The sequence below is a fragment of the Tritonibacter sp. SIMBA_163 genome, assembly GCF_046535935.1.
In the GTDB taxonomy this organism is placed as follows: Bacteria; Pseudomonadota; Alphaproteobacteria; order Rhodobacterales; family Rhodobacteraceae; genus Epibacterium; species Epibacterium scottomollicae.
In genome coordinates this window covers 1-12,749 of sequence record NZ_JAWJBP010000023.1, presented here as the reverse complement: position 1 = coordinate 12,749, position 12,749 = coordinate 1, and the positions used below count along the sequence as shown (strand labels likewise).

The window sequence follows — 12,749 nt, the reverse complement described above, 5'->3', positions numbered from 1 at the left end:
AGGCGGCAGGATCGTATCACAAGGCATTTTGGCGGTGCCGCCTGACGATGTCCGTGACGGTGTTTTTCGAGATGCCGAGGTCCCGGGCGATCCATCTGTATGACCTTCCGTTTTCGATGGCCTGCAACACCTTTGGAGCCAGCTTGTCGGACTTGGGGCGCTGTCCCGGCTGGCGCCCAAGCTTCTTGCCGCGTGCTCGCGCCGCGGCGAGGCCGGATTTCACGCGCTCGCTGAGAAGATCGCGCTCGAATTGTGCGATCCCGGCCAGCATGGTGGCCATCATCCGACCGTGAGGTGTGTCGAGCTCGAAGGTCATGCCGTTCATAGCCACGACGGCTCTGTCGCATCTTTCGAGCAGATGATGTATTGACTTGGCCGTTTTGTCGATGAGGTTGAGCCGATGGTTTCGTTCAAAGGTGCGCAGTTCCCGCGGGATGTGATCCTGCACGCCGTCTTCTTCTACGTCCGATATGCTGTCTCATACCGCGATCTCGAAGAGATTCTGGCCGAGCGTGGCGTCCGCGTCGACCATGCGACGCTGAACCGCTGGGTCGTGAAATACGCCTCAGCTTTGGCCGCTGTGGCGCAACGGCGGAAGGCTCGAACAGCGCCGTCCTGGCGTCTCGACGAGACCTATGTGAAAGTTCGCGGCGATTGGTGCTATTTGTATCGCGCTGTGGATCGGCACGGCCAGACCCTTGATTTCATGTTGTCTGAACACCGGGATGAAACGGCGGCGCTGCGGTTTCTGGCCAAGACGATATCTTCAAATGGGCTCCCCCGAGCCTGCGCCATTGACAAGAGCGGTGCGAACACCGCCGGTCTGAAAAGAATGAACGCTGCGCTTGCCAAGGCTGGCTCTGACCGCAAGATCAGGGTTTATCGATCCAAGTACCTCAACAACATTGTGGAGCAGGACCATCGCGGCATCAAACGGCGGATCAGGCCGATGATGGGTTTCAAATCACTCAGATCGGCAACAGCAACTTTGGACGGGATAGAAACGGCACACATGATCAGGAAAGGGTAGTTGGGCAGTGGTTGCCCATTCGCGGCCTACGCAAGCCTTGCCGCGAAATCGGCGATCAAGCGAGCCCCTAACTGGTGAACTCGAAACTTTGCGACGGAACCATGCTGCCGTCCTCTGGACCTTCCGCAAATCCCGCATCGGCCAACTGCTCCCGATCCGGTAGGTCTTGGAGAGTTTCCAAATCAAACGCCACCAGAAACTGCTCCGTGGTCACGAAGGTATAGGGCGCACCACGCTTCGGCGCGCGCGGTCCGGTCCCGATCAATCCCCGCGCATGCAGCCGCCCAATCAAGTCGCGGCTGATCTCCTTGCCAAAGATGTCCTTGAGCCCGTCTCGGGTGATCGGCTGGTGATAGGCGATGGCGACCAGCACCGCGACATCATAGTCGCGCAGATCGAGATCCTGGTCGCCGACATCCGCTGCGGTCCGGATCGCCGCAGCATAGACCGGGCGGGTCCGCAGCATCCAGCCGCCGGCCACCTTGGCTACTTCAAAGGACAGTCCTTCAAGATCGGCCATCAGATCGTCGATCAACAGATCGACCGAAACCCCCTGCCCGACCACGCGCGCAAGGTCCTCGCGCGGCACCGGCGAGGCTGAGGCGAAGAGCACGGCCTCGATCCGGCGCATCCATTCGCGCCAGCGCAGATCGGTGGGCAGATCCTCCAGCTCCCGATCCAGCCCCTGGTCTGCGTGATCCTTCGACATCGCTCAGATCCCGTAGAGCCGGAACGTGTCGCGCCCGGTCAGTTCGCGCACTGCGCCGAGCTCCACCAGCCGGTCGCAGAACCTGCGTGCCGCGCGATCAGACCGGAGCGAGGTGAGCACCGCCGGCGCGACCGCGTCCCGGTTCAGGAACAGTGCGACGGCCTCCTCCGCGCCCTTGGCTCGGAGCTTCGGCGCTGCAGCATTCAATCGGGCCGCACGTCGAGCCAGGTCGGCACCCTCCCGCACCGCCTCGGTCGCTGCCGATACAATCGCCCGATGACAAGCCAACTGCAGTTCCGCGCCACTTTTCCGCAGATCGGCCCGCTTGAGGCCAAGCGCCAAGACGGGCAGCACATGACTCCACCCAAGCGCCTGCGCCAAAGCCGCGTCCGCCAGGATCAACGCCGCGGCGGGATCCCGCGGACGATCCGCGAGAACCGCCTGCAACGCGGACGCGGCCCGCAGGACCGGAGCCCCCTGCCGCGCGCCGCACAGGTCGCACCCGTCGAGCCACATTGCGATCTGGTTCGCGTCGATCGCCGGCAGCGCCCGGTCCAGCGATTTGACCGAGACCGGTCGCCCCACCGCTCGTTTCCAAGATAGGGTGACCTCGCCGGCAGGTCCCGCGCTGTCGCCGGGCTGCAGAAACGCCACCGCATCGCGGAGCTCCGCGGCCCGTTCCGGGCGTCCTTGATGCGTCATGCAGGCCTCCGCGACGCGCAGCGCCAGGCGCGCCCGCAGCAAGGTCTGGGGGACGCTTTCATCGCTCAATACAAGATGCAGATGGCTGAGGGCTGCGCCCGACAAAAACGCAACATCTTCAATGGTTTCGGCACGCGTTGAGGTGACCCAGGAAGGCAACTTCGGTAAGGTATCCACGTCGTCATAGATGGCAGCTGGCTGATAGGTCATGCCACAAGACTATCTCTTGACGGCGCTTTCGTCCACAATATGATGTAAAACCGCCCCGCCTTACGGTTCTTCATTATGTCCAATAAGTTTGCATTATCGGACATAACTGAATACGCTGCAATGCAGTTCAATTTCATGGCTGGATTTACGGGAAAATGGCCTCAGAGACCGAGAGATCGACGTCAGCGCGCTCTGATGAGCTTGATGATGCTCCCCTCGACGAGAGAGATCAACGGAACAGCGATGACATCGCGCTGCCATCTCACGTTGCCGCCTCTGGCGCGCTGGATCGGCTTGTCAACACCGCGCGCAACTACGCGCGCGCTGCGGCGTCCGACAACACGCTGAAGGCCTACGCAAAGGACTGGGCGCACTTCGCCCGCTGGTGCCGGATGAAGGGCGCCGAACCGTTGCCACCCTCTCCGGAGATGATCGGGCTGTATCTGGCAGATCTAGCGTCCGGATCGGGCCGCTCCCCTTCGCGGTCGGCGTCCCGACCCCTCTCCGTCTCGACCATTGACCGCCGCGTGTCAGGTCTCGGCTGGAGCTTTGCGCAGCGGGGCTTCACCCTTGATCGCAAGAACCGCCACATCGCCACTGTACTGGCCGGGATCAAACGGAAGCATGCGCGACCGCCCGTGCAAAAGGCGGCGATCCTGGCCGAGGACATCCTCGCGATGGTGGCGACACTTCCTTTCGACCTGCGCGGGCTTCGGGATCGGGCCATTCTGCTGCTCGGCTACGCCGGAGGTCTGCGCCGCTCGGAAATCGTCAGCTTCGACGTTCATAAGGACGACACGCCGGATTCCAGCGGCTGGATCGAGATCATGGAGAAAGGCGCACTGCTCACGCTAAATGCCAAGACCGGTTGGCGCGAGGTCGAGATCTGTCGCGGATCCAAGGATCAGACCTGCCCCGTACATGCGCTTGAACAATGGCTGCGCTTCGCAAAGATCGACTTCGGCCCGGTCTTTGTCGGCACCTCTCGGGATGGCAAGCGCGCGCTTGAAACGCGACTGAACGACAAACATGTCGCGCGTCTCATCAAGCGCACGGTCCTCGACGCAGGCATCCGGTCAGATTTGCCCGATAGCGAGCGGCTAGCACTGTTCTCCGGACACTCATTGCGCGCCGGTCTTGCCAGTTCTGCGGAAGTCGACGAACGCTACGTGCAAAAGCAGCTTGGGCACGCCTCGGCCGAGATGACCCGTCGCTACCAGCGCAGCCGGGATCGGTTCCGCGTGAATCTGACGAAGGCCGCAGGGCTCTGATCGCGCGGTCGTTCGTTCGTTTAGTGACGGTATATGAAACTGCAAATGGCCGACTTTCATGCCCATGATAAGTCATGTGCGCGTCTCCACCGAGGATCAGCTCTCCCTGCCCCAGTCTGTGGCCCTGCGGTCTGCGGGATGCGCCGAGATCTTTGAAGAGCATACCTCGGACGGTAATCGCGCGCGGCCTTTGTTGGCACGCGTAGACCAAGCACTTGGTTGGGCGAGAATCCGTCGCTCAAATATGCCTTCACGGCGCGGAGCAATCGACTTTGTGTCCAGCGGCATTCGTGGGGCAGAAGCCATTGATAATCCGCAGAACGTCCTCCGAGGCCATATTCGCCCATAGGCGCGCACATGCGGCACCCAATCTTGCGCCGTCTCGTTCAGGCGCACCACGTAGCCATCCTGACGGGTAAGCCGTACCTTGCGAAGCGCGGCGGGATCCTTGGTGCGAAGCCCGGTATTGCAGCCCACACATCCCTCGTCGCGCGCAGAGGCAAGGCCCGCCTTGGTACGCTCGCGGATCAGAGCGCGTTCAAACTCCGCCACCACACCGAGGACTTGCAGTGTGAACTTGCCCTGAGGTGAAGTGTCGATCAGGTCCTGAAACGAGCGAAAGAAGGTACCCTTGGCCTCCAAGCGTTCAATCACCTTGAAAAGGCGCGACAAAGTCCGCGCCAGACGGTCGATCCGAACGACGACCAGCGTGTCGCTTTGGATTGAAGGATTTCCTCAAGAACGATGCCGTGTTGATCGACCGCGCGCCGCAGCCAGTATCATCACCTCGACCGCGCAGGCTCAGGTTGCACCGGATGTAAAGCCAGACAGCATGTGCGACGATCTGAGGTGGAAACCGGTGGGGCTCGCAGCCGATTTTCAATGTCTGCATCGAAATCCCCTACGCCAGATCAATGCGCCAGCAACCTCACGCCCATAAACGTGCCGACACCGGCGAAAAACCTTAGCGGTCATCCCTCGATTTTTGATGGGGTGCAGGGGCACCGCCAAGTTGATCGCACCGGCGAATTTTGCGACACGACCACCGAATCGCAATGATGCAGCTGTCTTGATCGGTCTGATCCCTCCTCTTCGGGTTAGACGACGGGCCGATGCGCCTTCGCAAAGGCCCATCTCGGCGTGGCAAGGCCATTCGAACGAATGGCCCCTATTATTCATCAATAATTACAATATATTAGATAACTTTTTTAGGCGACAATAGGGCAAAAATGCACTAATCCGCTATACCGCCCCCTGCCCCTGTCCCCCTCAATATTTAGTGTTTTCTGACCGAAACTTGCACGACTCTGTTGTCAGACGGACGCAGAATGAACTATAGAAACGGTAAATATAGCTTTGCTGAAACAGAGCGTTACAACACGAGGCAGGTAGTGACCAAAACCTTGGATATGAACCAACGCATTCGTCAGAATGCAGAAGCGCTGACCGCTGCGCTGGAGCATCATATGCTGGCCAGCTTTGCGCCGGATGCCCGCAAGGAGTTACGCCTGTTCAGCGCTGGCGAGGCCGCCGAGATGCTGGGGATCTCCGCCAGTTTCCTGCGCAAACTGCATTTCGACAACCGGATTCAGGATGTACATACAACCCCCGGTGGGCGGCGTCACTATTCGGCAGATGACCTGATTGCCATTCGCCAAACGCTTGAAGCCGGTGCCAAGACGCCTGGCGCCTATCTCAAGGGTCGTCGTGAGGGCGACAAGGTGCAGGTATTGTCCTTTCTGAACTTCAAAGGCGGATCGGGCAAGACCACCTCGTCGATTCACACCGCACAGCGGCTTGCGCTCAAGGGGTATCGGGTTCTCGCCGTGGATATCGACCCACAGGCCTCGCTGACCTCACTGTTCGGCTATCGGCCCGAGTATGATTTCCTCGAGTCCGGCACCATCTACGACGCGATCCGCTATGTGGATCCGGTCCCCCTGAGCCAGGTCATCCAGAAAACCTATTTCAGTAGCATCGACCTCGCCCCGGCTGGTCTCATGTTGCAGGAATTCGAACATGAAACGCCACAAGCCTTGCTGAACAACATTCAGCCACCGTTTTTTGCCCGCATGGCCACCGTGTTGCAAGAGGTTGAGGAAAATTACGATGTGATCCTCTTTGACTGCCCGCCTCAGCTTGGCTACCTCACCATGTCAGCGCTCTGCGCCTCGACCGGCGTGCTGATTACTGTTGTCCCCAATATGCTCGATGTGGCCTCGATGTCGCAATTCCTGCAAATGAGCGCCGATCTGCTTGATGTGGTGCATAATGCCGGGGCGCAGATGGAGTTCGATTTCCTGCGCTTTCTCATCAACCGCTACGAGCCAAATGACGGCCCGCAGCAGCAGGTGGTCGCTTTCCTGCGGCAGTTGTTCAACAAGGAGGTCATGACCGCGCATATGTTGAAATCCACCGCGATTTCAGACGCCGGGCTGACCCAGCAAACGGTCTATGAAGTGGAGCGATCGCAGTTCCATCGAACTACTTACGATCGTGCCGTAGACTCTCTCAATCAGGTCAATGACGAGATCGAAACCCTTCTTCAAACTGCATGGGGACGCTGATGGCACGCAAAGGAATTCTGACTCCCGCACTCACCTCCCCTGCCCCATCCGATGAGGCCGCGGTCGACAAGCCGCGGCTGATGCCACGTGGGGCGGTCGGGGCTTTGCAGTCATCCCTCACCAAGTTACAGGAAAACGCGGTGCAGGACATTGACGCCGCTCTGATTGACGATGCCGGCGTCGAGGATCGGCTTGGCATAGATCAGGACGCTCAGGCGCAGCTTATTGAGAGCATTCAAACTTATGGCCAACAAGTGCCGGTCCTTCTGCGCCCGCACCCAGAGGTTCAGGGCCGTTACGAGATAGTCTATGGCCGCCGCCGCCTAATGGCGCTGCGCAACCTTGGCCAGCCAGTTAAGGCGATGGTGCGGCATCTGGATGATCAGGCACTGGTGATGGCGCAAGGGCAAGAAAACACCTCTAGGCAGGACCTGTCCTTCATCGAGAAGGCTTCCTTTGCCGCGCAATTGCAGGCCAGTGACTATGACCGGCAGACAATTGCGGCGGCGCTCTCTGTCGACCTGCCCATGCTCTCGCGCATGCTGAAGGTCGGCAACGCTTTTTCCATAGATTTCCTGCGCAAGGTCGGATCGGCCCCAAGCATCGGCCGCGAGCGTTGGTTAAAACTCGCCAACTTGCTCAAGACCGTCCCTGACAAGCATGAACGCCTAGCACGGCTGTTCATTAAGGACAGTTTTGCCACCCTGCCCTCGGACGAACGGTTTGAACTGCTTCTCGCTGCAATGGAAGCTGAAACAGCCGCTGACGCGCCGGCACCGGCGCCACCCGCAGCCCCGGCGAAACCGCAGAAACGACAACTCACCCGGCGCGACGGCAGTCCGCTTGCGGATCTCAAATCCAATGCCCGTGGCGTAACTTTAACCATCCCATCCCGCAGCGCCGACGGCTTTGATGCGTGGTTCGAAGCCCATGCCGAAGCGCTGCTGCAAGACCTTCATGACCGCTGGAAAAACCAAGCGGCAGAAGACTGAGGCACCTATGCAATCACAGAACAGGAGGCACGAGCACCGGTAAAGAAAAAGCCCCCCAGGACAGACGTCCCAGAAGGCTCATTTCATTCTTAGCACCTCTGAAATAGCCGCAATTCACTCGTCTTGTCAACTCTGTGCCACGGCATAGGGGCGGTATTCCTTTGCCTTCGTGATAAAATTTATGTCCAATGGCGCCCAAATGGTCACTGGGATGGCGGAGCTTAGCGCCCTGCCCCCGGTCGACAAATGGCAAATCCTTGATGCGCTGACCGCAGCCGCGGAGGAATTTGAGCTCAACCACCGTACCCTGTCGGTATTGCGCGCTCTGATCTCCTTTCTTCCGCAACGGGACATCCATCCAGAACGCAACAGCACCATCGTTTTTCCGTCCAACCGCAGCCTGTCTGAACGGCTTCACGGAATGCCCGAGAGCACTCTGCGTCGTCATCTCGCCCGGCTCGTGGATCTCGGGATTGTCAGCCGTCATGACAGTGCCAATCGCAAACGCTTTTCCCGGCGAGGTAGCGCTATGGCTTATGGCTTCGATCTATCTCCCCTGGCCGTCCATGCGAGACATATTTGCGAGCTGGCCAATACGGCGGCGGCAGAAGCCCTGCATCGTCAAAACCTGCGTGACGAAATCAACAGTTTACGTCGAGACCTCTTGGAGCACGGTCTCACGGTGCAGGACGAGCTTCTGCTCAACTGCCAACGCCATCTGCGCCGCAAACTCGCCGTCGCTACCCTGCAAGAGCTGCGAGACCAACTTGCGCAAAAGCTCGAAACCGTGTCACAACCCGTCACGACATCACCCAAAATGAGCAGCACAGACAAGCAAAATGAGCGGCACATACAGACTGAAATAAAATCATATTTTGACTCTGAAGAAAACGAGAACGACGAAGAGATCCCGCACCGATCACCACCAGAACCTGCGCTGATAGAAATTCTGGAAAGCTGCCGTGAGTACAAAAATTACTTTCCAGAACAACCCCGATCATGGTCGGATCTGTACGCAATGGTTAGCCGCCTTGTGCCAATGATTGGCATTGAAACACCGGTCTATCTGCAAGCACAGCGCATGATGGGATCGGAAACAGCGGCTTCCACAATTCTCTGCATGTTGGAACGATTGCACTTGATCAGAAACCCTGGCGGCTATCTCCGTCGCCTATCACAGCGAGCCGCGGACGGTCGCTTTTCTCTCGAACCGATGTTGCATGCTTTGCGCAAAGGACCGGAATTGTCAGCTGACAATTCTCTCAAAATGACACGGGCACCGGCAATGTGAAGGCATCTACGACAGATCGGGAGAAGAGGATTGTCTGTGATCGTACAGAGATAGCATGTCCTTTAAGTCGAGACTATCCACTCGAACGCCATGAATTGTCAGCTGACAATCTGCGTATCTATGGCGCCTCAGCTCCTCTGCAAACGAAATCCAGATCATCTTTCGAAGATGATCTATATACACAGCATCCAATAACAAATACTGTTCCAAGACCAACGAAACCAGACCTGGTGACGATCATTGCAGTATAGTCAAACGGCACTGCCAAGTTAGTCGCACTCAGCTTCACGAACAGCGACACAGTATGACAATACCAGCTTTGTTTACATGCCTGAAAAGGCTTTCGTTTTCCGCACAGGGTCATCTCCTATGCCGTCTGGGCCTGTCATCGTGTTGCGCTGTGCGCCGCAACTGTCGATGATTTTCTCGCCGAGTACGATGTCGTCGTCCGCCGCGAGGCGATCCGCTTCAGGGAACCCGGATCAGTCCAAAGTTCCCGACTCGTGTCCGGAACCATAGACCCGGACCCGGCGATGTTTGGCACATAAACGAAGTCGTCGTAAAGATAGCGGGCGGCTCATATTCGCGGTGGCCCGCGGTCAGTCAATACGGCATCGTTTTTGAAGAAATCCTTCAATCCAGAAGATACAAGCACGCTGCAAAGCGGCTTCCGGTCAAGTTAATAAACCGCTGGGGCTTCATTCCCAAAAGGATCATTGCGGACTAGCCGCGCTCCTATGCGGCTCTATAAACGTATAGAAAACAGCCATCTCCCTTTCCGAAAATTAGAGCGGATAATGCTGAGTTTCCTATTTCGAGTGGATTGCAACGCTTCGTCTCGATGAAGCCCGCAACCCGCATTTGTTTCTCTGTCCCAGCCCGCCCCCACGCCGCCCTCACGATCCGCTACCATCGACTAGCAGCATTCGAGAGTCGAAATCCGCGGTAAACGTCGCTTGATCAACGACCACCATGCCGACTTACAAGCTCCGCGAGTTAACGTGACAACGCCCGCCGCGCTGCTCATGCCATGTCCGCAACAGTGTTCGACGGCAAGTACACCGCCCTCCTTCTGGATCAGGATGCTCATAATGTGGGCCGCTGTGAAACCTGTCTTCTTCATCGGAAACTCCTAGTTCATCCTGGCGAGGAGATTCTATTTCCGCATCCCCTTAGAAACGGCGCGAACTACCCCAGAGGACCGCGGTCAGCCGCAAGTGGTCGTTAGGGCGCATCCGAATTTGACGAAAACGGCAGTTGCCAATGAAAGCGGTAATGTCTACCTTTTTGGATGATGGGGCACACCTAGATAGTACAATTCACTAAGGAACATTCTCGGGTGTTAACACCTGAACGGTTGAGATTGGCGTCTCCAACAGTTCGTTTGACAGCCGATGGTACCCCAGAAACGCGTTGAAGGCGTTTCTGATGTCAAGTTGCAGATCGTGATGCAGGATAAAGTCCAGGCGCCGGTTCAGGATCAGCTCTCTGTTTTCCCTATCGAGGTCATGAGCCACGTAAACTTCAGGGCGAATACCATTGTCCTCCAGCGTTCGTATGATCGAACGGTTGCCACCCCCCATCGAATAGACCGCGCGCAAATTTCGAATGTCACCCATGCTCTCCGTTAGAAGCTTTGACGTTTCAAAGTCCACTCCGCCGCCTTGGACAGCAAGGACCTTTAGACCCGGGCGTTCGCTAGCCAAGGCTTCGACAAACGCGGACTCGCGTTCTTCTTCTCCCAAAAAGCGTTCATGGCTGCGAGTGGCCAAAACCATACCCTGCGGCTCTCCAATTGTTAGTGAGATAAGGTAGGCAGCAGTGCGGCCTGCACCGGCGTTATCCAACCCGACATAAGCAAGACGGTCGGTGCCTCCGATATCGGTTACAAGCGTGACCACTGGGATTCTGGCGTTGGCCAGCATTTTGACTGCTTCTCTTATTTTCGCTGTGTCCCGGGCCTTGAGGCAGACGCCGTGGCTACCGCGTTTCATGATCCGCATGAGCGCCGCGACGACTTCATCTTCTTCCATAATGTCCTGCAGTAGAAATCTCGGACGGCAAACAGCGGTTCCAATCTGAGGTAGCATGGCCTCTGCGGCCGCCTTGACTTCGCGACTGAAGCGCGACGGGGCCTCAATAACGAAGTCGAAGAACAATCGCCTCCCACGGGCAGCGAGCTGGGCTTCTTGGGCCTTCAACTCGTCCATTGCGGCCGTAACACGCATCTTTGTCTGCGGGCTCACATGAGCCCGACCATTCAGAACCCGGTCGACAGTGGCGGTGCCAAGACCTGCCTGCCGCGCGATCTCTTTTATAGGAAAACGATGTGTCATTTGATGTGTTTTTGATGCGTTTCTGAAGACAACGCAAGCCCCGCGACTGTATCCTGGTCGCGACAAAGGAGGAGCTGTCATGAAAGATACTGTCGACAACACAGTCGCCTACTACGAGCCCAGTACCTGTGATCTGGAAGAGTTCACCGCACTTATTGAACAAGAGACGCAGCGCGAGCAGGTGCCGCATGCGGCCGCCGTTGAGAAGAACATTCCGATCTATGACATGGCGAACCTGCGTTCGGCTCTCGAAGATGGTCGGGCCCGTCGAGGAATCATGGCGGAATGGGCACACGTCCTGCGTTCGGGGGCGGGAGTCATAGCCTTGAAGGGAGCCTATCCGCATTTGGCAATTCTGGATGAGGCAACCCGCATCTACAAGGGTATCATTGCGGACGAGAAGCAGCGACCTGGGGGGGGCAGGCGATCACTTCGCTGCGTCGGGAACGAATGATCGAATATGGAACGCGCTTCAAAAGCTCTGTGAAACCTCGCCTGAGGCGTTTCTGCGTTACTTCGCAAACACTTCTATCGCGGCAGTCTGCGAAGCTTGGCTAGGGCCGAATTATCAGATGACAGCGCAGGGAATCCTCGTTCACCCCGGCGGCGCAGCTCAGCAGGCTCATCGTGACTATCATTTGGGGTTTCAAACCGCCGACGTCAGCATGTCTTATCCTGCGCATGTCCATGACGTCTCGCCAATTATGACACTTCAGGGCGCCGTTGCGCATTGCGACATGCCATTGGAGAGCGGCCCAACCAAACTGCTGCCGTTCTCGCAAGCATATCGTCCCGGTTATGCGGCATGGCGCCGGGATGACTTCCGAGCGCTTTTCGAGGAACGCCATGTGCAGTTGCCCCTGACCAAAGGGGCTGCTGTGTTTTTCTCACCCGCTTTGTTTCAAGCGGCCGGAGCCAACACGAGTCACGACATCCACCGCTTCGCCAACCTTTTGCAGGTCTCATCGGCGTTCGGTCGCGCAATGGAGACAGTTGATCGGGAAAAAATGTGCAAGCTGCTATACCCGCACGCTTATCGCGTGAAACAGGAGAACAGTCTTAGCGCCGCCGAATTGTCCGCGGCAATTGCTGCGACCGCTGAAGGGTACTCGTTCCCGACGAACCTTGATCGGGATCCGCCGACAAACGGTCTCGCACCAGAAACCCGAGCCGCCTTCTTTCGGCGTGCATTGGCTGAGGGGATCGAGGAGCATAGCTTCGCCAAGCGGATCGATCAGATGTTTATGGCAAACAGGGCTTAAATCCGAACGTCGCGACATAGAATTTGGATTCGGAGGCAATCAACACATGCATACCAACTGGAAAACTCACGGTCGTATTCCTGTCAGGCCGGGGAGGCCGCGCGTTAATGGTAAGCGAAACCCTATAACGACCTGTGCGAACTATCCGACACACTGTTTTTGGCTATTGAAACAGTGCGATCTGAGGCAACGAGCCAGGCGTGGAATTATCGAGTAGGGCGTATCCGATCCCCCCAAGGCCCTGATGAAACGTTGAGAGTGTGGTGTAGCTCCTCCATCCCAAGTCAAAGTTCATTCCCGAGGGCGTTGTTGCGCAAATCAGGTTCGGGGATGAGTTTGCCCTTTCCCACCTGAGTTCAGGTTACGGCTTCGATCTCGG

Annotated in this window: 12 protein-coding genes and 2 pseudogenes; 9 read left to right on the top strand and 5 right to left on the bottom strand. The window is 57.6% G+C overall.

The window, feature by feature from the left end; all coding sequences use genetic code 11:
* Positions 1-16: 16 nt before the first annotated feature.
* Positions 17-448 carry a recombinase family protein gene (locus tag R0J92_RS19335; RefSeq protein ID WP_411052798.1) on the bottom strand — a complete coding sequence of 144 codons (432 nt, stop codon included), beginning with the start codon at positions 446-448 and terminating at the stop codon, positions 17-19.
* On the opposite strand from R0J92_RS19335, the gene R0J92_RS19330 reads away from it, so the two are divergent.
* Complete coding sequence (locus R0J92_RS19330) at positions 401-1,030, top strand: IS6 family transposase (protein ID WP_411052797.1); 630 nt, start codon at positions 401-403, stop codon at positions 1,028-1,030. The two genes, R0J92_RS19335 and R0J92_RS19330, sit on opposite strands and share 48 nt — an antisense overlap.
* A 67-nt stretch (positions 1,031-1,097) precedes the next feature.
* Here R0J92_RS19330 and scpB read toward each other — a convergent pair whose 3' ends face one another.
* Positions 1,098-1,739 carry an SMC-Scp complex subunit ScpB gene (gene scpB, locus R0J92_RS19325; protein WP_411052796.1) on the bottom strand — a complete coding sequence of 214 codons (642 nt, stop codon included), beginning with the start codon at positions 1,737-1,739 and terminating at the stop codon, positions 1,098-1,100.
* Between the two features lie 3 nt (positions 1,740-1,742).
* Positions 1,743-2,651 carry a DUF1403 family protein gene (locus tag R0J92_RS19320; RefSeq protein WP_411052795.1) on the bottom strand — a complete coding sequence of 303 codons (909 nt, stop codon included), beginning with the start codon at positions 2,649-2,651 and terminating at the stop codon, positions 1,743-1,745.
* Positions 2,652-2,806: 155 nt separating this feature from the next.
* Between R0J92_RS19320 and R0J92_RS19315 the strand changes: the two genes are divergently transcribed.
* Complete coding sequence (locus R0J92_RS19315) at positions 2,807-3,922, top strand: tyrosine-type recombinase/integrase (protein WP_411052794.1); 1,116 nt, start codon at positions 2,807-2,809, stop codon at positions 3,920-3,922.
* 58 nt (positions 3,923-3,980) lie between these two features.
* Positions 3,981-4,127, top strand: a pseudogene (locus R0J92_RS19310) (recombinase family protein); the annotation flags it as partial.
* Position 4,128: 1 nt separating this feature from the next.
* Here R0J92_RS19310 and R0J92_RS19305 read toward each other — a convergent pair.
* Positions 4,129-4,642 (bottom strand): annotated as a pseudogene (locus R0J92_RS19305) (recombinase family protein); the annotation flags it as partial.
* Positions 4,643-5,331: 689 nt separating this feature from the next.
* On the opposite strand from R0J92_RS19305, the gene repA reads away from it, so the two are divergent.
* The 4 genes from repA to R0J92_RS19285 all read left to right on the top strand — a co-directional run bounded on the left by repA (position 5,332) and on the right by R0J92_RS19285 (position 9,499).
* The gene (gene repA / locus R0J92_RS19300; RefSeq protein WP_205321634.1) at positions 5,332-6,489 is read left to right on the top strand and encodes a plasmid partitioning protein RepA; all 1,158 of its coding nucleotides are present in this window, start codon (positions 5,332-5,334) and stop codon (positions 6,487-6,489) included.
* On the top strand, positions 6,489-7,481 hold the full coding sequence (gene repB / locus R0J92_RS19295) for a plasmid partitioning protein RepB (protein ID WP_411052793.1): 993 nt from the start codon (positions 6,489-6,491) through the stop codon (positions 7,479-7,481). The genes repA and repB overlap by 1 nt, the downstream gene beginning before the upstream one ends.
* Before the next feature lie 211 nt (positions 7,482-7,692).
* Complete coding sequence (gene repC / locus R0J92_RS19290; RefSeq protein WP_317387139.1) at positions 7,693-8,772, top strand: plasmid replication protein RepC; 1,080 nt, start codon at positions 7,693-7,695, stop codon at positions 8,770-8,772.
* A gap of 481 nt (positions 8,773-9,253) precedes the next feature.
* Entirely contained in the window at positions 9,254-9,499 is a 246-nt protein-coding gene (locus tag R0J92_RS19285; protein WP_411052820.1) for a DDE-type integrase/transposase/recombinase, read from the top strand.
* A gap of 595 nt (positions 9,500-10,094) precedes the next feature.
* Here R0J92_RS19285 and R0J92_RS19280 read toward each other — a convergent pair.
* The gene (locus R0J92_RS19280; RefSeq protein ID WP_411052792.1) at positions 10,095-11,108 is read right to left on the bottom strand and encodes a LacI family DNA-binding transcriptional regulator; all 1,014 of its coding nucleotides are present in this window, start codon (positions 11,106-11,108) and stop codon (positions 10,095-10,097) included.
* A 79-nt stretch (positions 11,109-11,187) separates the two neighbouring features.
* Between R0J92_RS19280 and R0J92_RS19275 the strand changes: the two genes are divergently transcribed.
* Both R0J92_RS19275 and R0J92_RS19270 read left to right on the top strand, forming a co-directional pair.
* Positions 11,188-11,562, top strand: a complete 375-nt coding sequence (locus R0J92_RS19275; RefSeq protein ID WP_411052791.1) for a hypothetical protein — start codon at positions 11,188-11,190, stop codon at positions 11,560-11,562.
* A 118-nt stretch (positions 11,563-11,680) separates the two neighbouring features.
* Positions 11,681-12,370, top strand: coding sequence for a phytanoyl-CoA dioxygenase family protein (locus R0J92_RS19270; protein WP_411052790.1), 690 nt, complete (start codon positions 11,681-11,683; stop codon positions 12,368-12,370).
* Positions 12,371-12,749: the final 379 nt, after the last annotated feature.